At 42.0% G+C, this 22,815-nt stretch carries 17 protein-coding genes and 1 pseudogene; 15 read left to right on the top strand and 3 right to left on the bottom strand.

Going from position 1 to position 22,815, the window contains the following annotated elements:
* Positions 1 to 203: 203 nt before the first annotated feature.
* The 10 genes and pseudogenes from I3257_RS03300 to I3257_RS03255 all read left to right on the top strand — a co-directional run.
* A pseudogene (locus tag I3257_RS03300) lies at positions 204 to 2,609 on the top strand (AAA family ATPase); the annotation flags it as partial.
* A 344-nt stretch (positions 2,610 to 2,953) separates the two neighbouring features.
* The gene (locus I3257_RS03295) at positions 2,954 to 3,691 is read left to right on the top strand and encodes a uracil-DNA glycosylase (RefSeq protein WP_238048807.1); all 738 of its coding nucleotides are present in this window, start codon (positions 2,954 to 2,956) and stop codon (positions 3,689 to 3,691) included.
* A 12-nt stretch (positions 3,692 to 3,703) separates the two neighbouring features.
* Positions 3,704 to 4,279: a tRNA adenosine(34) deaminase TadA gene (gene tadA / locus I3257_RS03290; RefSeq protein ID WP_238048806.1), complete on the top strand. Its 576-nt coding sequence runs from the start codon at positions 3,704 to 3,706 to the stop codon at positions 4,277 to 4,279.
* Between the two features lie 171 nt (positions 4,280 to 4,450).
* Positions 4,451 to 5,233, top strand: coding sequence for a (d)CMP kinase (gene cmk / locus I3257_RS03285; RefSeq protein ID WP_238048805.1), 783 nt, complete (start codon positions 4,451 to 4,453; stop codon positions 5,231 to 5,233).
* A 310-nt stretch (positions 5,234 to 5,543) separates the two neighbouring features.
* A complete protein-coding gene (gene rpsA, locus I3257_RS03280; RefSeq protein WP_055124414.1) occupies positions 5,544 to 7,235 on the top strand; it encodes a 30S ribosomal protein S1 in 1,692 nt (563 codons plus the stop codon).
* A 326-nt stretch (positions 7,236 to 7,561) separates the two neighbouring features.
* The gene (locus tag I3257_RS03275; protein WP_045445047.1) at positions 7,562 to 7,867 is read left to right on the top strand and encodes an integration host factor subunit beta; all 306 of its coding nucleotides are present in this window, start codon (positions 7,562 to 7,564) and stop codon (positions 7,865 to 7,867) included.
* Between the two features lie 172 nt (positions 7,868 to 8,039).
* Complete coding sequence (locus I3257_RS03270) at positions 8,040 to 8,453, top strand: lipopolysaccharide assembly protein LapA domain-containing protein (protein ID WP_045445050.1); 414 nt, start codon at positions 8,040 to 8,042, stop codon at positions 8,451 to 8,453.
* Positions 8,454 to 8,527: 74 nt separating this feature from the next.
* Positions 8,528 to 9,226, top strand: a complete 699-nt coding sequence (pyrF, locus tag I3257_RS03265; protein ID WP_238048804.1) for an orotidine-5'-phosphate decarboxylase — start codon at positions 8,528 to 8,530, stop codon at positions 9,224 to 9,226.
* 155 nt (positions 9,227 to 9,381) lie between these two features.
* The gene (locus I3257_RS03260) at positions 9,382 to 10,179 is read left to right on the top strand and encodes a metallophosphoesterase (protein ID WP_227675924.1); all 798 of its coding nucleotides are present in this window, start codon (positions 9,382 to 9,384) and stop codon (positions 10,177 to 10,179) included.
* Positions 10,180 to 10,362: 183 nt separating this feature from the next.
* The gene (locus tag I3257_RS03255) at positions 10,363 to 11,199 is read left to right on the top strand and encodes a histidine phosphatase family protein (protein ID WP_193009477.1); all 837 of its coding nucleotides are present in this window, start codon (positions 10,363 to 10,365) and stop codon (positions 11,197 to 11,199) included.
* 129 nt (positions 11,200 to 11,328) lie between these two features.
* Here the strand turns inward: I3257_RS03255 and rpsT are convergent, their stop codons facing one another.
* Complete coding sequence (gene rpsT, locus I3257_RS03250) at positions 11,329 to 11,595, bottom strand: 30S ribosomal protein S20 (protein ID WP_010200097.1); 267 nt, start codon at positions 11,593 to 11,595, stop codon at positions 11,329 to 11,331.
* A gap of 740 nt (positions 11,596 to 12,335) precedes the next feature.
* Here rpsT and I3257_RS03245 point away from each other — a divergent pair.
* From I3257_RS03245 to I3257_RS03225, 5 genes are all read left to right on the top strand, one after another.
* Positions 12,336 to 13,037, top strand: a complete 702-nt coding sequence (locus I3257_RS03245) for an NAD-dependent epimerase/dehydratase family protein (RefSeq protein WP_045445057.1) — start codon at positions 12,336 to 12,338, stop codon at positions 13,035 to 13,037.
* A gap of 103 nt (positions 13,038 to 13,140) precedes the next feature.
* On the top strand, positions 13,141 to 13,674 hold the full coding sequence (gene rraA, locus I3257_RS03240; RefSeq protein ID WP_198329826.1) for a ribonuclease E activity regulator RraA: 534 nt from the start codon (positions 13,141 to 13,143) through the stop codon (positions 13,672 to 13,674).
* A 220-nt stretch (positions 13,675 to 13,894) separates the two neighbouring features.
* Complete coding sequence (gene mfd / locus I3257_RS03235) at positions 13,895 to 17,629, top strand: transcription-repair coupling factor (RefSeq protein ID WP_238048803.1); 3,735 nt, start codon at positions 13,895 to 13,897, stop codon at positions 17,627 to 17,629.
* Between the two features lie 249 nt (positions 17,630 to 17,878).
* A complete protein-coding gene (locus tag I3257_RS03230) occupies positions 17,879 to 18,310 on the top strand; it encodes an HIT family protein (RefSeq protein ID WP_045445060.1) in 432 nt (143 codons plus the stop codon).
* Positions 18,311 to 18,969: 659 nt separating this feature from the next.
* Positions 18,970 to 20,247: an adenylate/guanylate cyclase domain-containing protein gene (locus tag I3257_RS03225; protein WP_227685440.1), complete on the top strand. Its 1,278-nt coding sequence runs from the start codon at positions 18,970 to 18,972 to the stop codon at positions 20,245 to 20,247.
* A gap of 128 nt (positions 20,248 to 20,375) precedes the next feature.
* On the opposite strand, the gene fdx is transcribed toward I3257_RS03225, so the two are convergent.
* Complete coding sequence (fdx, locus tag I3257_RS03220) at positions 20,376 to 20,714, bottom strand: ISC system 2Fe-2S type ferredoxin (protein ID WP_238048802.1); 339 nt, start codon at positions 20,712 to 20,714, stop codon at positions 20,376 to 20,378.
* 91 nt (positions 20,715 to 20,805) lie between these two features.
* The gene (gene hscA / locus I3257_RS03215; protein WP_238048801.1) at positions 20,806 to 22,686 is read right to left on the bottom strand and encodes a Fe-S protein assembly chaperone HscA; all 1,881 of its coding nucleotides are present in this window, start codon (positions 22,684 to 22,686) and stop codon (positions 20,806 to 20,808) included.
* Positions 22,687 to 22,815: the final 129 nt, after the last annotated feature.

Here is a 22,815-nt window from a genome sequence, read left to right as displayed (position 1 = left end):
GCAAGTATGAGTGATCAAAACTCTTAATTGGTGATAAGTAGATAGCACTGCTACTTGAGTAATACATGGTCAATATCATTTAGCGCTGTCTTTTGATAATACAGATTTAGCCCTTGAACAATCCATCTGTCGCCCTGATTTACTTACTAACTCATTCATAAAGCTATCAATTATAAAGATAGGTATAACCGTAGGAAGTCGTTATGTTAAGTCGTCATCTTGAAGTTTCTTTGCGTTTAGCAATGACACTTGCGCGCCAAAAATCGCATGAGTACCTCACTGTTGAGCATCTATTATTGGCGTTATTAGAGAATACTCACGCTGCCAATACATTAACTGCCTGTAATGCCAATGTTTCAACGCTGCGCACCGAGTTAGAAGCTTATATCAATAAGCATACGCCAACGGTAGACGCAGACACTGAGCAGTCACCGCAGCCAACCCAAAGCTTTGATCGTATTCTGCAGCGTGCTATTTTCCATGTGCAGTCTATTGGTGGTGGTCGCCTTGTTGAAGGCTCAGACATTTTAGTATCTATGTTTTCAGAGCACGATACTTATGCGGTTTACTTGCTCAAAAAGCAGGGTATTAGTCGTCTTGAGTTGACCCAATACTTATCGCATGGTCAAGATAAAGACGAGCCATCTGAGCCACGTGCTTCTATGACGGGTGAGCGCCGTAGTGCCTCAGAAAAAACCAGTAAAGATCCCTTGGTTGAGTTTGCGACCAACCTAAACCAGCGTGCGGCTGAAGGTAAGACCGATCCGTTAATTGGACGTGGCCCTGAAATTGAGCGAGCCGCGCAAGTATTATGTCGTCGCCGTAAAAATAACCCGTTATTGGTTGGTGAGCCAGGCGTTGGTAAGACCTCTATCGCTGAAGGTTTGGCGTGGTTGATTATTAATGATAAAGCACCGAAACCATTGAATGGCTGCGTGATTTATAGCCTTGATATTGGCTCATTAATTGCTGGTACTAAATATCGCGGTGATTTTGAAAAACGCATGAAGTCACTGCTTGATGCGCTAAAGAAAAAGCCCAATGCAATCTTATTTATTGATGAGATTCATATGATTATTGGCGCAGGGTCGTCAATGAGTAGCAATATGGACGTATCAAACTTGATTAAGCCAGCACTTGCTAATGGTGAGCTGCGCTGTATCGGCTCAACTACCTTTACCGAATACCGTCAAGTGTTTGAAAAAGACCATGCACTGTCACGTCGTTTCCAGAAGATTGATGTCAAAGAGCCGAGTGTTGACGATACAATTGATATTTTACGCGGTCTGAAGCCTCGTTATGAGGAATTTCATAACGTCGAATATACCGATGAAGCGTTGGTCACCGCCGTTCAATTATCTGCTAAGCATATTCACGAGCGTTTCTTACCAGATAAAGCGATTGATGTGATTGACGAAGCAGGTGCCTATAAGCGTTTAGGCGTAATTCCTGATGCTGATGATATTGATGCAGAAGAAAGCTTCATTGCGGATATAGAGCAAGACTTTGATGCTCAGATTGATGCCGATGTTGAGGGTCTCGATGGCGATACGTATAGCGATAGCGAAATGCAGGATGAAGCGGAAACTGCAAAAGTCAATGATCGTGCCAAATCGTTCAGTGAGTCAAAAAGTGCCAAAGCTAAGAAAAAACCACCGATGAAAATCGATGTGGCGGATATTGAAGCGATTGTTGCCAAGCTTGCACGTATTCCCCCCAAGTCAGTATCAAGTGATGATAAGAGTATTCTTCAGCACTTAGATCGTGATCTTAAACACTTAGTGTTTGGTCAAGATGAGGCCATTGAAACATTAGCCGACGCCATTAAGCTATCACGTGCCGGTCTCAAAGCACCAGATAAGCCAATTGGTTCCTTCATGTTTGCCGGTCCTACCGGGGTTGGTAAAACAGAGGTCTCGCGTCAGCTAGCAAACTTATTGGGTGTCGAGTTAGTTCGTTTTGATATGTCAGAATATATGGAAGCCCATACCGCATCGCGTTTGATTGGTGCGCCTCCTGGCTATGTCGGTTATGATCAAGGTGGTTTGTTGACTGAAAAAATCAATCAACATCCACATTGTGTTTTATTGCTTGATGAGATTGAAAAAGCGCACCCTGATGTCTTCAACTTGTTACTGCAAGTCATGGATCATGGTACGTTGACTGATAACAATGGTCGTGTGGCTATCTTTAAGCAAGTCATTGTGATTATGACGACCAACGTCGGTGCTGATAGTATTAGCCGCTCTTCAATGGGCTTTACTCAGCAAGACCATAGCCGTGATAATACGGAGTCGCTCAAACGTGTCTTTACGCCAGAGTTCCGTAACCGTTTAGATGCCATCATTCAATTTAACCCATTAGATACCTCCGTGGTGGTATCTGTGGTTGATAAATTCTTGGTTGAGCTACAAGTCCAGCTTGATGATAAACAAGTCACCTTAGAGATTGATGACGAAGTACGCGATTACTTGGCTAACAAAGGCTATGATCGCTTAATGGGTGCACGCCCAATGCAGCGTCTGATTCAAGATGAGATCAAAAAGTCATTGGCAAGTATGATTTTGTTTGGTGATTTGGTCAATGGCGGGGTAGTACATCTTACCTTAGAGCCTGAAGCTAATGATGAGGAAGATGGTGATTCTGTTAAGCTTGATAAGTACAGTGGTAAGACGGATTATAAGTCTACAGATAAAGGGTCAGCGGAGAGTCGTATTATCTTGACGGTCGTTGAGACTCATGAGCCACATCCAGACTCTGAATCACTCGCCAGCTAAGTTTTTGCTACTAATGTAATAGCAACGGTTACCATGTTACTGTGGTAGCCGTTTTTTTATTGCTATAATTCATAACGACATCAAGGTATGAAATCACTAGCTCTTATGTGCGAGATTGGTTCATGCATCATTACCCGATATTTATCTAATTAATAACAAATGTAACAGGACATACTATGGAATTATTCGATGAACAAACGCCAAAAACACTAGCGCAAAAGCAGGCTATTTTAGACAATGTGCGCTTGCCAGAAGATTGGAAAACGGCGTTAGCAGACGAGTTAACTTCTAACAATATGGACAACTTGCGTGCGTTTTTAAAAGAAGCCTATCAATCAGAAAGTAGTATCTATCCGCCAGCACCCTTAATATTTAACGCGTTAAACCTGACCCCTTTATCACAAGTTAAAGTCGTGATACTAGGTCAAGATCCTTATCATGGACCAGGGCAGGCAATGGGCTTATCATTTTCAGTGCCCAAAGCCATTCCAAAGCCACCCTCACTCAATAATTTGTTAAAAGAGATGGCGAGTGACGTTGGTATCGCACCCTCAAAACATGGCGACCTGACTTACTGGGCGCAGCAAGGAGTTTTACTATTAAATAGCTCTCTGACCGTGCGAGAAAGTGAGCCAAATAGTCATCAAAATAAAGGTTGGGAGCAGTTTACCGATGCGGTGATTGATGTGGTTAATGAACAAACAGAACATACCGTATTTATATTGTGGGGCAGTAAAGCACAGAAAAAAGGCAAATATATCAATACTGATAAGCATCTTATTCTGACCGCTGTACACCCATCACCACTTGCGGCCAATCGTGGTGGGTTCTTTGGTTCCAAGCCGTTTTCTAAGACCAATGATTATCTGGTACAGTATGGGCAAACGCCTATCGATTGGCAATTACCGCAATAGTTGTCAAAATAAATGAAATATATACAAAATATAAGCTTGAAGCCATATCCAACCGCAAATAGTCAGTTAGTTATTGAAGATATGCAAGCCAGCGCATTTTGGTCACTTCAAGATATGAGCTGGATGAAAATAGCTCTTAAACTTGCTAGGCAAGGTGCTGAGCGTGGAGAGGTGCCAGTAGGGGCGATACTGGTACACGATCAGCAGATTATTGGTCAAGGATTTAATGAACCAATTGGGCGTCACGATGCGACCGCTCATGCCGAGATTGTCGCATTAAGAGAAGCGTGTGCGCGCTTAAAAAACTATCGTTTACCATTAAAGACAACGTTATACGTTACCTTAGAGCCTTGTACGATGTGTATCGGAGCGCTCATTCATGCGCGGGTAGATAGATTGGTTTATGCAGCAAGCGAGCCACGAGCGGGTATGGTTGGTAGTCAAATAAATTTACCGATACAGCCTTTTTATAATCATGCTATCGAAGTACATAATGGCTTATGTCGTGAGCATAGCAGCCAGATGCTTAAGACCTTTTTCCGTGAACGACGAAAAGCGGCAAAAAAGCAAGGCAATATAAGCAATTAACAAGATATCAGTCTTGCTGCTAGTGATGGGTAGGTTTCTTTGCTATAATATCGCCCTATTTGATGACGAAATGATGAATTAATTGTCAAGCGTTTGATAAATAAGTAAATATTGTTCTGCAGCTAGCATGCACTAAGCCGTATCAGTATCGTCTACTATTAAGTGAGTATTATGACCGTTTCTACAGCTGATAACGCTATACGTGATAACTTTGGTGCTGGCAGTAATGATAACCAAGCGCCAGTGTTGCGCTATCCAGTTATCTGCATTGATGGACCAAGTGGGGCAGGTAAAGGTACGGTCACGTGGCGTTTGGCCCAAGCATTGAATTATCAACTGCTAGATTCAGGTGCTCTGTATCGTATCGTTGGACTCAAATCATTTGAAGCGGGATTAGTTGCGGCAGACGGAAGCCAAGCCATTGACGAGATGGCTGTATTAGCACTAACGCAGCGCCTAGAGATTGCTTTTGTACCTAACAATGCATCAGGACGTGTTGATATTTTAGTGAATGGTGAAGCGGTTGGTGAGCAGGTTCGTAATGAAACCGTGGGCGGCTATGCATCACAAATAGCAGTATTTCCAAAAGTTCGCCAAGCATTACTAAAGTTGCAACAAGATATGGCAACTCGTTCTGGATTGGTCGCTGATGGTCGCGATATGGGGACGGTTGTGTTTCCAGATGCGGATGTAAAAGTGTATTTGACTGCTAGTGCTGAAGCGCGTGCCAAGCGCCGCGTAACACAGTTAATAAATGCTGGTCAGACGGTAGATTTTGACGCGATTTTAGCGACGATTAAAGCTCGTGATGATCGTGATGAGAATCGAGCGACTGCACCATCAAAGCCTGCAGAAGATGCTCTACTACTAGATAGCTCTAACTTAGATGCTGATGCAGTTTATGCACAAGTGAAAAGACATTGTCAGGATAAAGGTATTTTCTTTAATAGTTAATAAAAACAAGTTATTAAGTATGAAAAAGTTTCCTATACGCTTGATTTTAGTATAAAATCACAGTAGTAGACGCTAATATTCTCTAGAGAATGATAAAAATATTCTTTCTAAATCATAGAGATTTAAAAGTATAAGGCATTGCAATATAAGACAGTTGTTGCTAGTGAGTTTAATAAGTTATGTGCTTACTAACAACAAACGTTTTTATATATGATTGTATGGGATATAAAACCAGTATTCTCGTTTTATGCAATCATAAATTTGATCCGTACTGTGCTGGACAGGATACGGCTATACAAAGGTAGACATAATGGAATCATTTGCTGAACTATTTGAAGCGAGCATCGAAGAAACAGGTCTGGATATCGAGCGTGGCTCGGTCATCACTGGTACTGTTGTGGCCATTGATAACGACTGGATCACTGTTGATACTGGTCTGAAATCTGAAGGTATCGTCGCTCGTGAAGAGTTTTTAAGCGAAGAAGGCGAACTTGAAGTTGAAGTTGGCGATAGCGTTGATGTCGTGGTTGAAGCGGTTGATAACGGCATGGGTCAAACCTTGCTTTCACGTGAAAAAGCCAAACGTGTTGAAACTTGGAACTTCCTTGAAAAAATCGCTGACAATGATGAAATCGTAAAAGGTATCATCTCAAGCAAAGTTAAAGGCGGTTTCACTGTAGATATCGGTTCAGTACGTGCGTTCCTACCAGGTTCATTGGTAGATGTTCGTCCTATCCGTGACACCACGCATCTTGAAGGCAAAGAGCTAGAATTCAAAGTTATCAAACTTGATCAAAAGCGTAACAACGTTGTTGTTAGCCGTCGTGCAGTTATGGAAGCTGAAAATTCAGCTGAGCGCGAAGAGCTATTGAACAAGCTTGAAGAAGGCATCGAGATCGAAGGTATCGTTAAGAACCTTACTGATTACGGCGCATTCGTTGATCTAGGTGGTATCGATGGTCTATTGCACATCACTGACATGGCATGGCGCCGTATCAAGCATCCATCTGAAGTTGTTGAAGTTGGTCAAGACCTAAAAGTTAAAGTATTGAAGTTTGACCGTGAGCGCAATCGCGTTAGCCTAGGTCTAAAACAACTTGGTACTGATCCTTGGGATAACGTTGGCGGCACTTACCCAGTAGGTAGTGTGGTTAAAGCACGCGTCACCAACTTAACTGATTATGGTTGTTTCGCTGAGATTTCTGAAGGTATTGAAGGTCTAGTACACGTGTCAGAAATGGATCATACCAACAAAAACATCCACCCATCAAAAGTTGTTCAAGTGGGCGATGAAGTTGAAGTAATGATTCTTGATATCGATGAAGAACGTCGTCGTATCAGCTTAGGTATCAAACAAACTCTTGCTAACCCATGGGATGAGTTTGATAAGAAACATGAGCGCGGTGATAAAATCACTGGTACGATCAAATCAATCACTGACTTCGGTATCTTTATCGGTCTAGACGGTGGTATTGATGGTCTTGTTCATCTATCTGATATCTCTTGGAACGAAACTGGCGAAGACGCTATCCGTAACTACAATAAAGGCGACACCGTTGAAGCAATGGTATTGTCAGTAGATGCAGAAGCAAACCGTATCAGCCTAGGCGTGAAGCAGTTAAGCTCTGATCCATTCAACGAATACCTAGTCAACAATGACCGCGGTGCTATCGTTAATGGTAAAGTAAAAGAAGTAGATGCTAAAGGCGCTACTATCGAGCTTGCTGACGAAGTTGAAGCGTATCTACGTGCCTCTGAAATTCAACGTGACCGTGTTGAAGATGCGACTAAGCATTTGAGCGTTGGTGATGACGTTGAAGCGAAAATCATCAGTGTTGATCGTAAAACTCGCAACATCAACTTGTCTATCAAAGCGAAAGACGAAGCTGAAGAGCGTCAAGCGATTAAAGAGCTAAGCAGCACTAGCACGACTAGTACTACTGCCAGTTCTGATGCACAGCCAAAAACAATTGGTGATTTGATCAAAGAGCAAATGCAGTAAGCTGCACGTTATTGATATAAGATTATAAAAGAAGCGACTATGGTCGCTTTTTTTTTGCTTAAATTTTAAGTGCACTATTAATCAACGAGGTTTTTGCTTAAACGGGCAAACTCTTATTTCCATTTACCGTAATATCCGCTATCATTTGCAACATTGAGTAACGAGATGTGAATTATTACTTATTTAAGACACTGAGATTATTTTAGTCAATGGCTACTTATCCTTATGATCTTGATGTATAGCTTGTCTTAAAAGTAACCAGCTATCGAAAATGATGGTCCAATTCACAGTCATCTTATCCATTAATCAACAAGGCAAGCGTAATAATGCAGCAAGCGATTAACAAGTCCGAATTTATTAGTAATTTAAGTGCGAACTGTGACAATATGACTGATACTGTAGTCGATGATGCAGTACGTGAAATATTAAACTTGATGACCGATACGTTAGCCAATGATGGACGCGTAGAAGTTCGTGGTTTTGGCAGTTTTTGTCTGCACCATCGTCGTGCCCGTATGGGTCGAAATCCTAAAACAGGAGAAAGCGTACCTGTACCAGCCAAAGCGATACCGCACTTTAAACCAGGTAAAGCATTACGTGAAGCAGTCAATGATACAGTAGCAAATAGCTAAGTGTGTTATAAAGTATTTATTGGGTAAAATTGCTAACAATAGTGCTTGCCAGCCACTTTTTCTAGAATTTATCACTAGTGAGTTTATAAGCATATAAATGTGTGGGTTGATGAAGGTTTTAGAGTGCTATTTTTAAAACACTAACGACATTCCAAATCGAGGTAGACGTCTCATGCGCTTTTTACTATTTGTATTGCTGTTTTTGAGCTTTGCTTATGCACTTGGTTTGGTGTTGGCAAATAATACCGAAGTTGGCGTAAATTTATTATTCTCGCAAGCACCGACGATGAATCTAGGATTGCTGCTGATTTTATGCCTTATGCTTGGTATTGTTATCGGCATCTTGTTGGCACTACTTATCTTCCGTGTTTTACAGAATAAGTGGGAAATCTCGCGTTTGCAAAAAGCGAATGTGAACTTGCAAGCGCAACTGACACAAGCCAATGCTGTCATTGATCGCCAAGCAAGTGCACCAACGGTGGAAGAAGCTGTTTATGGTTCGACAGCGACCAATGTGCAAGTGCAAGACGCAGAAGTACTTACTGTAGATGAAGGCGCGACACTTACCAAACAAAAACGAGACTAAATTATATTTTGTACTGATCTATGAGCAGTCCATATATAGTGTTTTGATAATTCTGATATAGATATGGTAAAACCATGAATAATACAATGAACTCCCCAGTCATCGTTGCTTTAGATAATATGACGATGGAGGCATCAATAGCATTAGCTGATCAGTTAGATCCAACATCATGCCGCTTAAAAGTGGGTAAAGAGCTATTTACTCGCTGTGGTCCTGAGATAGTTAAAGCGCTACATCAGCGTAATTTTGACGTATTTCTGGACTTGAAATTCCATGATATTCCTAATACTACCGCTCAAGCGGTACTAGCGGCAGCTGAGCTTGGCGTATGGATGGTGAATGTGCATGCCAGCGCGGGCTTAGAGGCGATGTCATTGGCTAAACAGCGCTTGTTAGACGGTAATTTTGATACCTTGCTGATTGCCGTCACCGTGCTGACCTCTATGGATAATCAAGCATTGATGCAAACGGGTATTATCGATGGTCTAGATGCACAAGTGAGTCGATTGGCACAGTTAACCAAGCAAGCGGGTCTTGATGGTGTGGTCTGTTCAGCCCAAGAAGCGAAAACGCTCAAGACACTATGTGGTCGGGATTTTAAATTGATTACCCCTGGTATTCGCTTGCTAGACGACAATGCAGATGATCAAAAGCGTATTTGCACACCGAAACAGGCGTTAGACGATGGTTCTGATTATTTGGTGATTGGTCGTTCAATTACTCAGGCAGCAGATCCTGCGGCTAAATTACAAAAGATACTCCGAGGTATTTAGGTACTTATAAAATATTTGGATATTTACAAAGCATTTAGCATTTTATAGTGTCAGCATGATAAAAAAGACAGCCTAATCCGCTGTCTTTTTTTAATTTTTGCGAGTATATCAAAAAGTGCTAAACTATTTACGTTTATTTAATGATATTAGAACTTATGAAATTACAGATTTTAAGTGACTTACATATTGACAGTTATGCGCGTCAGTCACATCCGCTAGGGCATATTCCCAAAACTGATGCAGACGTGGTATTAGTTGCGGGCGATACTGCTAACAGCGATAGTGGTATGCCATGGCTACAAGAGCAGGCAGCACGTTTGCAAGTGCCTGTGATTACGATAGCTGGTAATCATGAATACTTTAATGAAGATGTGCTACATTTTGATAAAAAGCTGGCAACTTGGGATAATTATAATGCCCAGTCGCAGCAAGGCGTCCGTTTTCTACAGTGTCAACATATTGATATTGGTGACATACGTATCCTAGGTTGTACTTTATGGACAGATTACCAATATCAGGCCAATGAAGATACTATAGCTGCTGCTATGCGCTTTATGCGTGACTATAAACAAATCTATGCTGGAGGCGAGCTTTTTTCACCTGAAGTATCGATGCAAATCCATGCTAAGCAGCGTCAATGGTTAAAGCAAGCATTGATCACCGCAAAAACACTTGGCAAAAAAACTGTTGTGATGAGTCATCATAGTATTAGCCCATTATCGGTGTCTGAGAAGTATGCGAATCTACCAAGTAACGCAGCTTTTATCAGTGATTTATCTGGCTGGATGCATGAAGATTGGGCGCCAATACTATGGGTACATGGACATACACACGAAGCATTTGATTACCGTATTGGTAATACACGAGTCATTGTCAATCCACGTGCGTATCCAAATGAGGTCAGTAGCACTGCATTAGCGTTCGCGTGGGACAAAGTCATTGATATCGGCTAAGTAATTTTAATCATTTAAAAGCAGATATCTTTTTAGTTATTTGTCACCTTGATCTGTCTTTTTAAAATAGCGAATATAAAATAACGCTTATTTTAAAGTCTAACCGCCTAGACTCTTAAGCAATATTACAATCGAACTGATATTTTGTTCATTCATATCAAAAAATCTGCTACGCTTGCTACCATGAGCAAATATCTCAATAACAATCCCTCAAAACTGTCTGCTGAAAAGCTTGCGAGTCATACTCCAAGTGCTCCGGCGCCTTCGCACTTGCCTGATAGTATGATTTCCTCAGTCAGCTTATTGCCTGAAGATAAACGGCTGATTTTATTTACCAGACATTCCTTACGTGAACGCTCTGATGGCAATGGTTTTGCCAGTTATCAATTACCCCTAACACCTAAAGGTCGAGTACTAGCGAAGTCGTGGGGGCGTTGGTTGGCAGGGCATTTACCGTACTCGCTTGATGTAGACAGTATCTCAAGTCCGATTGGACGCTGTATTGACACGGCGCAGCTGATGCAAGCAGGGGCGGGACTACAACGTGATATTACGCATCAGTCATTGTTGGTAGAGCCTGGTAGCCTAGTGACTGAGCCTGAAATAGCAAATCCAGTATTTAAAGAAATTGGCGTGCTCAACTTTATCAATCGATTTTTGCAAGGCAATCTTGAAGGTACCAAAAACGCTTACCAAGGCGGTCTCGATATTTTATCTTTGTTTTATCAGCATCAACCGCAGCAAGGGCATCTCATGCTTGCTGTTAGTCATGATACGTTGTTATCTGCTTTTTTAGCAGTGATGTTTGATGTGGTCGAGATTGATTGGAATGATTGGCCAAAGATGATGGAAGGCGTGTTTTTGTGGTTTGATGATAAGCCGTTTGAACAAGCCAGTGCACACTTCGTTTGGCGCGGTGAAGTGTATGTGCGCCCGATTCATACTTTATTAGAAGACTACCGTGCTGCCGGCTTTCATCCTAATACATTGCTCTTACCACCAGAAGTAAAATGGATCTAAATACTATTTAATAGATTACTACTCACTTTTCAAGCAGACATAAAAAAACCTTGCCCCAGTATTAGAACCAGTAACAAGGTTTTAGTCATCACGCTATAAAGGCGAGATATGGTCTAAACGTTAACAATCTTAAGCTTGTAGGCCTTTGATGGTTTTGTTCAGGCGGCTCTTACGACGAGCAGCTTTATTCTTATGAATAATACCTTTGTCAGCCATACGATCAAGAACTGGTACCGCTTTTTTGTAAGCTTCGGTAGCCGCGTCATAATCTTTAGCTGCGATAGCCGCATCAACACGTTTTAAGTAAGTACGAACCATAGAGCGTTGTGACGCAGAGTTCTGACGACGTTTGGTGTTTTGACGGGCGCGTTTACGAGCTTGTGCAGTATTAGCCACGCGAATCTCCTTGATAAAGACAGATAAAAATATGAATGTGGATTACAATAAAAAAGGGTTTAACCATCATCGGTAACGAGCAGCCGTCTCGCCAAACATGATGTCGATGTCTAATATTAAAGTACCTATCTGTTATTAAAGGCACCTAAATTAGCAATAGAGCATCGCAAGCGCCAAAACTGTTTGGAATAATTAAACAGCGTTAACGTGTAAAGCCGGTTATCTTAGCAAATTATCGCCCTTAGAACAATATATTTGATGATTAATGCTTAAAGAAGTTGTGTGATCATATATATGACAGTTTTTGTGTCTCTGCTCAGCTGTTTTTTGAAATATTTATCAATATTGTTGCACTAAAAACCGCTTATGAGTGAATAAATCGCTTAGCCGATAAAATCTCTTACAATAAATTCTATAGAATACCCTCAGTTATGCGTTAACTTAGGTATGATACTAGGGCATGTCCTCAATTCAATCGATGGACATATAAATGTGCTAAAAGTGGCTGAATCTTGCCAAACAATGTTAAAAAAAATGTCAAATAGCTGGTTAATATCCCGATACTATTTAACATTCTGATAGTATCTGCGCTATTTTCCTCATTTGACTATGATTTATCTCATTGTTATCACCATTTTAAAAATGAGGATACGCCCTAAGATGAAAAGCTTTGGTGATAGGCTTTAAAATCAGATTTTTCATTATCATCTATTTTCCAACACACTATAAATGGATAGGCTATGCAGCGAAAAGCAATTGTAATTGGCGCGACAGGATTGGTCGGACAGCATCTTGTCAAACAGCTTAGTGAGCTTTATGACACATTAATTGTGATTGCAAGGCGTCCGCCACGCTATATCAATACCAGCATGCGTTTTTATCAGGTTAATGATTTTGATAATTTGGCTGAAATATTTGCCAGCGTTGGTGTTGATCGAAAGACGGACGCTTTTAGCTGTCTTGGTACGACTAAGAAGCAGGCTGGTAGCGATGAGGCCTTTCGAAAGGTTGATCATGATTATAATGTCAATTTTGCCAAACTTTGCCAAGAAAAAGGTGTTGAAAATTTCTTTTTGTTATCATCCATGAATGCTGATATTCATAGTCGGTTTTTATACAATCGCGTAAAAGCTGAAACTGAGCAGTCTATTATGGCGCTAGGTTTTACGCAGCTAGTCATTTTCCGTCCATCCTTGTTACTTGGCAAGCATAAAGGTCGTCCGCTTGAAAGTATTGGTCAAAAGGCCTTTCAGCTGATATCGCCCTTAGTTTCAGAATCATTGTCACTGCATCCCATTTCCGCCAAACGCGTTGCCATTGCCATGGCGATGAGTGCGCATGATGTTTATCAGCGTAATAAATACCGTACTGAACCTGCTATCCAAACCACTGATATCATCGAAAATAAGCAAATGCTAGCGATGACTAAAGTTAAAAAATAGCCTAAGTATTAAGTTAAGGGAACGATTAAAATTAAGCCCCAGTCATAAATAATCAGTCATCAATAACCAATCATACATAACAAGGAGCGTCACTATGTCAGACATGCCAGAATCAATAACGATGGATAAAGAGAACTTTGTGACCTGTGATTTATTGGATGCCAATCCTGAGTCGCAGGTGTGTTTGCCTAATATCGAAGGTAAGTCTTTTCATAGCTTTGGCGGCAAAAAGAAATTCTGCGGTGAAATTGTGACGGTGAAATGCTTCGAAGACAATAGTCGCGTCAAATCATTACTAAATAGCGATGGTAAAGACAAGGATGGTAACGGTAAGGTGTTGGTGGTTGACGGTGGTGGTTCAATGCGTTGTGCGCTGCTAGGCGACATGATTGCGCAGTCAGCGATTGATAATGATTGGGCGGGGGTTATCGTATACGGCTGCGTCCGTGATGTTGATGATATGGCAGCAATGGACATCGGTGTTATGGCGCTTGGTTGCATTCCGCGTAAATCGAATCGCCGCGATGAAGGTCAAACCGATATTGAAATTAGCTTTGGTGATTTAACATTAAATTCTGGTATGTTTGTCTATGCAGATAACAATGGCATTATCGCTAGTGATAAGCCATTAATTTAACACCAGCTTAATAAATAGCACTCAAAAATCTCAGTTTAGCCGTTGAGGTTTTTACATTTAATCATCCTGTCTTTATATACGAATATAATCTTTATCAACTATTTGTCTATTGGTTTTTTAATAAAAATGCTAAGTGACAAACCGTTACGGCATAAATTTTGGTAATTACTGAAATATTCGTATAATAGCTCTCTGACTCTTAACATTGATCCTACTCTTTATGCCTATCACTGCTTTGACTGACGCGTTTGAACCAATTAATCAGCAGTTGTTTCCTATCCAGAATGCCGAGCGGCGTTGGCTGGCACCTGTGCATGGCGCAGTCAGCAGTTTGTGGCTAGCAAGTCTGGTGCAAACACCGCTATGGAATGTTTCCGACCGATTAAAAGTTGTGGTGACGCGTGACCAAAACCAGCTCAATCAAATAGAGACGGAATTGGCATTTTGCGGCGTCGATGCTTATGTGTTTCCCGATTGGGAGACGTTGACCTATGATGAGCTGTCACCGCATCAAGACATTGTTAGTGAGCGTATCAATCTATTAACCGATATGCCAACGTCAGGCGTGCTGCTCATCTCGGTTCAGGCGTTGATGCATCGTGTCGCACCGCCAAGCTGGCTGATAGGACAGCATTTTGATTTGAGCGTGGGTGATCGATTTGATATCAATACCCAGCGCGGATTGTTGGCAAAGGCAGGTTACCGCGCCGTTGAGAATGTTTTTGAACCGGGGGAATTTGCGGTACGTGGCAGTATCATTGATATCTTTGCGATGGGTCAGCCGTTTCCACTACGTTTAGATTTGTTTGACGATGAGATCGAGACCATTCGTTTTTTTAATCCCCAAACCCAGCGGACACTGACCGTTGATGACCTCAAAACAATGATGAGCGGCAACGATAGTAGCATGGGCAAAGAGTCACTATCACTGCTACACAAGCTGCCAGATATCTCAAAACCTATCGAACAGTTTCAAATATTGCCAGCAAAAGAGTTCCCGCTTGATGAAGGGCGTGAGACGTTTCGTACCAACTTCGCCACGATGTTCCCTAATGCGAGCAGCCGTAAGTTTGAGCTACATAAAGACGTAATGGCAGGTATCGCTAGTAGCGGACTTGAATATTACCAGCCGCTATTTTTTGATTTAAAAGCGTGGACAGCAGAGAGTAGCTTGTTTGCTTACTTACCAAACGATGCCTTATTTATCACTGATGAATTGATTAATGAAAAACAGGTTGATTATTGGTCACAAATCCAGCGCCGTTATGAAGAACGCCGTCATGATATTGATAAGCCCATCGTCGCACCTGAATTGCTATATTTATTATCGAATACCTTAAACGAACACTTAAATCATTATCCACGCGTCATTCTAAGTGCTCGTAATGAACTGGCTACCATGACGAATGTTGCCGCAGTTGATAGCGAAGACATATCGTTAATGCTTGAAAAAAATCCAGATTCACAGCTACAACTGTCGCTTGTGCCAAATAAGCAGCAAGGATTGGTGACGCTCAGTGCGCAAGCGCCACCACAATTGGCCGTGAATCATCAAAAGACTGAGCCTCTCACTGCGCTGCTAGAGTTTTTAGAATTACAAGCGCAAACAGCGACACCAGTATTGGTGGTAGCAGAAACAGCGGGTCGCCGAGAGATTCTTATTGAGCTGTTTAAAGGCAAGATTGATATCAAGGCTTACGATAGCTTTGCAGCGTTTTTAGCAGCGGACAAATCGAATAGTAATGCCAATAAGTTGCCGCAGGTCGGTTTGACCGTTGCGCCTATTGAGCGCGGTGTTTATGTCCCTGAACGTTTAGTACTGATTAGTGAGACACAATTATTTGGTCGGCAAGTGCTGCAGACGCGCCGTCGTCGTCAAAGCGGGGTGTCAGAAGAGTTCTTGGTTAAGAGTGTCACGGAGATAACCGAAGGCAGCCCCGTGGTGCATATCGAGCATGGTATTGGGCGTTATAATGGTCTGATTACACTAGATGTCGGCGATGGTGAGCAAGAGTTTATTCACTTAAAGTATGCTGATGATGCCAGTATTTATGTGCCAGTCGCCAATTTACAAATGATCAATCGCTATAGTGGCGGTGACCCAGCGCTTGCACCATTGCATAAGATTGGTAGTGGTAAATGGGATAAGGCCAAGCAAAAAGCGCTTGAGCAAATCCATGACGTGGCGGCTGAGCTACTCAATATGCAAGCACGGCGCGAAGCCAAAGTCGGTATTCATTTTAAAATAGATGCGTCACAGTATGAGCTCTTTGCCAGCCAATTTGCCTTTGAAGAAACGCCGGATCAAGCCAATGCCATTCATGCGGTGATGGAAGACATGCGACAAAACCAACCAATGGATCGGCTCATCTGCGGTGATGTGGGTTTTGGTAAAACAGAAGTGGCTATGCGGGCAGCATTCATTGCTGTCAGCGCCGGTTATCAGGTAGCGGTGCTAGTGCCGACGACCTTGCTAGCCGGTCAGCATGAAGACAATTTCCGCGACCGTTTTGCTGATTGGCCAGTACGTATCGAAACGCTCTCGCGCTTTGGTGGTAAAAAGCATCAAGAAACGGTGCTAACAGACCTCGCAGCGGGCAAAGTCGATATCGTCATCGGTACCCATAAACTGTTACAACCTGATGTGAAATTCTCTAATTTAGGTTTGATGATTGTCGATGAAGAACATCGCTTTGGTGTGCGCCATAAAGAGCGTATCAAGGCGATTCAGACTGATGTGGATAGTATGTCGATGACAGCAACCCCCATCCCTAGAACGCTCAATATGGCGCTCTCAGGTATGCGTGATATGTCTATTATTGCCACGCCACCGGCACGTCGTCTGGCTATCAAGACCTTTGTCATGCAAAAAACGGATGCTCTAATGAAAGAGGCCATCTTGCGTGAGTTATTGCGCGGTGGGCAGGTTTATTTATTACATAATGATGTGGCGAGCATTGAGCGTATGGCAGAAACCATACGTGAATTGGTGCCTGAGGCGAGAGTAGGAGTCGCTCATGGACAAATGCAAGAGCGCCAACTTGAACAAGTCATGCAGCAGTTTTATCATAAAAAGTTCAACGTGCTAGTCTGTTCGACCATTATCGAAACCGGTATTGATGTACCCAATGCTAATACCATTATCATTGAGCGTGCCGATAAGTTTGGCTTGGCACAATTACATCAGCTGCGTGGTCGTGTCGGTCGTAGTCATCATCAAGCGTATTGCTATCTACTTGTGCCTTCTATCAAAGGTCTCAAAGGCGATGCTAAGCGCCGATTACATGCGATTGAACGCGCCAATACGCTGGGTGCAGGTTTTATGCTGGCTAGCGAAGACTTAGAAATTCGCGGTGCTGGCGAAATACTTGGTAAGCAGCAAAGTGGTAACATGCAGGCGATTGGTTTTAGTTTATATATGGACATGCTAGAGCGAGCGACAAAAGCCATTAAAGCGGGTAAAGAGCCTGATTTAAGCACACCGTTGTCGCTGACTAGTGAGATTAATCTGCATAGCTCAGCATTGATACCAGAAGAATATCTCCATGATGTCCATCAGCGTTTGTTATTTTATAAGCGTATCAGTAATGCCGATGATAAAGAGGCATTGATTGATATTCGTACCGAAATGATTGACCGTTTTGGTACATTACCAGAGCAAGCTAAGCAGTTGTTCGCCATCCACGGACTGCGTATACAAGCTGAGCCGCTGAAGATTAATAAGATTGATGCCAATAGTAATAGCATGACATTAGAGTTTGCGCCTGATACCCCAGTCGATGCCTTGGCGATTATTAAGTTGATTCAATCAAATGGTCAGCGCTATCGTATGAACGGTGCTTCTGGTATTCGTTATCAAGATGCTGATAAACTGGCAACGCCGCAGCAGCGCGTCACCGCGATTCAAGAATTATTACGCTATTTTAGCGAGCATACGGTGGCAGAGTCAGCGTAGTTGTTTTGGCATTTCGGCATTTTGAGAGCTCAGCAATGATTTTTAGTAGATTCAATCAGCTCAATAAGTCAGCTAGCCGGTGCTCAAGTAGGACGTCAAGACAATGAGTCATAGCGCTATTTTATCGGTCGGATAACTGATAAAATAGCAACATCCTATATTTAGCCTATTGTTTTTTAGTAAATTAAATTCTGCTTTTCTAGATTCATATTCCTTTTATCTGAGTGTCATAACAAGAGAACCGTCATTATGTTCCAACTTCATCATAAACTTGCTGCCGATAGCTTTTTAGTGGGTGATTTCCCATTATCGACTTGTCGTTTAATCAATGATTGCCAGTTTCCTTGGTTAATATTAGTGCCGCGCGTATCAGGTATCAAAGAGTTATATGAGTTATCTGAAGCCGATCAAACACAGTTTTTACGTGAGTCAAGCTGGTTGTCGAGTCAGCTAGCCAAGACCTTTCAAGCTGATAAAATGAATGTAGCTGCACTCGGTAATCAAGTACCACAGCTACATTTTCATCATATCGTTCGCTATCAAAACGACATGCAATGGCCAAATCCAGTATGGGGCGTTCCTGCTATTCCTTATACTAAAGAAGTGTTGGCGCAGATGCAGCAGACGTTAATGATGGCGCTACGTGGTCATCATCAAATGCCATTTGATTGGCAAATGTAATAAATACCTGAGTAGTAATAGGTCGGTAAGTTGATTGGCAAATTGATAATGATACTCTATTGGCTAGGCCTCGATTAACTAGGTATCAATTAACTGGACATCGATTGACCCATCAAAATAACTAGAAAAATGACTAAACGTTTAAAGTTAAGCTTTATTTTGGTGTCTTAGTCGTTTTACGGTTATGTGCCAACGTTATGCTCGGTTATTACATGACTTAATTTTTATATATTAATAGGTTTTAAGTATTTGAAATCCAGATAAATATTATCTGGATTTTTTGTGTTTGGCTCAAACGATATGTCTTATAATCCTGATTTAGTAGCGTATTAAGACAAGATGAGTGATGAGTGGTAGGCTTTTGGCTATCAGTGACATGGGTTTTGTTGCATTTAAAAAGTATAATGTAATCATTGATTAATTTTATACACAACTTGGCATAGAGGCAGGTAGTACGCGTGTGCTATCCTCAAGCCTTTTAATTTTTTACATAGCCTGTTTTACGTGAGCGAATATTTCATATGCCTTTTTTAGACACGCTGAGACCAAATCACTCTTCAACAAATGAAGGGGTTTATCGATTTGACTATCCAGAAGTCTTCGTTTTAATACTTACGGTCATACTCCTCGCTGTACATTTTAATTTTAGACCTACTTCAATGGCACTGCTCGTTATTGTTTGTCTGCCAAGTTTAATGATTTTGATTTATAACTATCGCCGCCAAAAAAGCTTTTGGACGTCTAATATTGTTATCATTTTACTATCGGTAGTTATTGGGTCGATACAGTTTTGCACGGTTATTTCGCTTAGCTTAGCCGCGCTTATAGCACTCAGAATTATTATCAGTAGCCCTGAAAATCATTTAAAACTGATTGCCGTCTCTGTAATAACCGTCATTGTTTTCTATTATGTTAGCGTTACCCTAAGCAGTGCTGATATAGATTGCCATGAAGGCTGGACCACACCAATAATATTATTAGCCAGTATGATCGTCATACTGTATCAGTTTTGGCATGTGTACCAAGAGTATATTGGTTATGAAACTCGTGCTCATCAGGCCGTTGGGCGCTTAAGCACGATGGTCTCCGTCATTAATAAGTTGACGCGCTTCATACCTCCACAAGTTTGGGAGCCTATCGTAAAATCTGATAGCCCAGTTACCGTTGCTAATAAGCGTGCTAAGCTGACGATTATGTTCTCAGATATCGTTGGCTTTACGGAATTGTCAGATAGTTTGAGCGCTGACAATTTGGCTGATATCTTAAATACTTATATGCATTGTATGACATTGATAGCAAACAAGCATGGCGCCGTACTTGATAAATTTATTGGTGATGGCATGGTGTGTTTTTTCGGTGAGCCAAATAGTCGCGGTGCGCGCCAAGATGCTTTAGACTGTATCGCAATGGCAATAGATATGCGTCGCGAGATGCGAACTTTGAGGCAGAAATGGCGCTTGATGGGCTTTGAGGGGTTGTACATCCGTATCGGCATCAGCACAGGTTATTGCCATGTTGGTAATTTTGGTAGTAATAATCGTCTAAGCTATACTCTTATTGGTAAAGAGGCCAATCTAGCGGCAAGACTGGAGTCGAGCGCTGGTAAAGATGAGATACTGGTCAGTGAGAGTACTTACGATTATATCTGTCATAATTATGATTGTCAGCATGCGGGTGCGTTCAAGTTAAAGGGTTTTGATAGCAAGGTAAATGCGTGGCAAGTGCTGGATCCAGATACGTATAAAGGTCATTTATCAAAGTGGGTTGATCACACACTACCAGGTTTCAATTTGCATCTAAATTTTAAAGATATGAAGGATAATGATTATCAAGATATCAGAGCACGCTTAAATTTTGCGCTTGAACGTGTCGAGCAGGAGCAAGAAAAAGTGGCAACTGACATAGCGGCAGCAAGCAAACGTAATGACAATCAATGACAATCGTCATAAATAATCATCCAAAAATAATGTTTATAAAATCAAGCGCAAAAAAGCCAGCTATTATTATGATAGCTGGCTTTTTTATCTAATGAAGTAAACTTTCATATTAGGACGTGTTCTAGCGTTTAGTGGTTTTCTTTTGCATGGTTGAGCGTATATTTAGGAATCTCAATGGTTAAATCTTCATCATCGAGCATGACCTGACAAGATAGGCGTGAGTCAGGCTCTAATCCCCAAGCACGATCCAATAAATCGGCTTCAATATCATCCATTTCATCTAAATTATTAAAACCTTTACGGACGACCACATGGCATGTGGTGCAGGCTTTTGACATCTCACATGCATGTTCAATTTTAATGCCTTTTTCCAATAGCGCTTTACATAAGTTGCTGCCAGCTTCTAGCTCGACTTCAGCGCCTTCAGGGCAAATTTCATGATGCGGTAGTACGGTAATTTTTGGCATAAATCGTCTTTCCAGTGCTAATCAATTAAAAGAATAAAAATATAAGAAATGCGCTTAGTATGGTGACTAAGTCACATTTTTAATGTATCTGCTACCAATCTTGGGTATTCGTGCCTGCCATGCTGGCTTTAACGCTTTGATTCATAATACGGGCAGCAAAGGCATCACTGTGAGGCTTAAGCTTTGCTTGCTGTGCCTCGATAAGTGCCAAATCATCAGTACTGAGCGTTGTTTGCAACACTTGTATTTGCTCAGCCAATGAGTGTTGCTCCTCAGACGATAATAAAGCTGCAAATTCTTTAAGGGCAGATTGTAGCGCTAATACTTCACGCTCCGCTTCTACTTTGGTTTCGATTAAAGAACGTGTATTTTTATCTTCTTCTGCATGCTTGAATCCTGCGACGAGCAACTGCTCTTTTTGCTCATCTGATAACCCATAAGAAGGCACAATCTCAATCTTACTTTCTGTCTTGGTTGTGGTTTCCTGTGCGCTGACGGTTAGCTGTCCATTCGCATCAATACTAAAGGTGACCTCAATACGAGCAAATCCAGCTTTCATCGGCGGGATACCATATAGCTCAAAACGACCCAATGAACGACAGTTATCTACTGTCTCACGCTCGCCCTGTACCACATGAATCACCATGCCTGTTTGACCATCTTGATAGGTGGTAAACACTTGGCGTTTTTTGACAGGAATAGGCGTATTACGTGGAATCAGTACTTCAACTAAGCCGCCCATGGTCTCAAGACCAAGCGATAGCGGCGTTACGTCTAACAATAATAGGTTGTTATTACTATCGCCATTGACCAATTGATGCGCCGTTTGGGCAGCACCCAAAGCCACGACTTCATCGGGATTTAGACGACAAAGTGGTTGCTTGGCAAAAAAATCTGTCACGACTTGTTGTATAGCAGGCATACGAGTAGAGCCACCGACCAAAATCACTTCGTCTAGATCAGCACTCGAAAGCTTGGCATCACGCAGCACTTGTTCGCATACGCTCAATGTACGGCGGCTCACTGGCTCTGCAATAGCCAGCAAATCTGTACGGCGCAGCACACCTTGATAAGATTGCTCATTGACAGTGATGTCAATATTGACTTGCTCAGCATCAGTCAGGGCTTGTTTATAAGCCTTGGCTTGTTGGGCGAGTATCGATTTATCATGACGACTCACGCCTTTAGGATCGATATTTAATTGTTTGATAAGCCAATTGGTCATTAGACGATCGATGTCGTCACCACCTAATGCACTATTACCGCCAGTTGCCAATACTTCAAAGACGCCATCAGTCAGCTTTAAGATAGAAACGTCAAAAGTACCGCCACCCAGATCGTAAATTAAATAATAACTTTCTTTATCGCTGTTTTGCGTTGACTGGTCGAGACCATAGGCGACGGCAGCAGCAGTAGGCTCATTTAGCAGACGTAAAACATTAATACCAGCCGCTTGGGCTGCATCTTTGGTCGCTTGACGCTGGGCTTCATCAAAATAAGCAGGGACAGTAATGACCGCACCCTCGATACTGTCTGCAGGCAATGCGCTCGCTGCCCGTTGCTCAAGCGCTGCTAAAATACGTGCTGATACTTCAACAGGCGATACTTCACCTTGAGCCGTCACAAATGCTGGCATGTCATCTTTGCTGCCGCTTAACTCATAAGGATGAGAGAATTTGATATCAGCTTGACTACGACCCATAAAACGTTTAGCCGAGACGATCGTATTTTTTGGATCATCCGCTAAGTGAGCTAATGCATCAGAGCCAACTAACGGCTTACCTACACTTGGATAATAGACCACAGAAGGTAATAAGGTATCGGTAGCTGCGCTTGCCTCTAAGACTTGCGCCTTGCCTGAGCGTACTACCGCGACCAATGAGCGCGTGGTACCAAGATCAATTCCTAGGCCAAAACGATGCTGATGGGGTTGGGCGCTTTGATTGGGTTCGGCAATTTGCAATAAAGACATAAGACAACTCAAAGATAAAATGAAAGAGATAAAATTAATAAGTGAAATGGAACGAATATGATAAGCGCACTATTGTAGTTTAACTGCTTTGTATGCACGTGAAAACGAAGATACTTAGCGATTAAAAGT

Source organism: Psychrobacter sp. Ps7 (assembly GCF_022129225.1).
GTDB classification, from domain to species: domain Bacteria; phylum Pseudomonadota; class Gammaproteobacteria; order Pseudomonadales; family Moraxellaceae; genus Psychrobacter; species Psychrobacter immobilis_A.
Note: the sequence above shows the minus strand (reverse complement) of the source record. Positions and strands in the feature narration are given on the sequence as shown.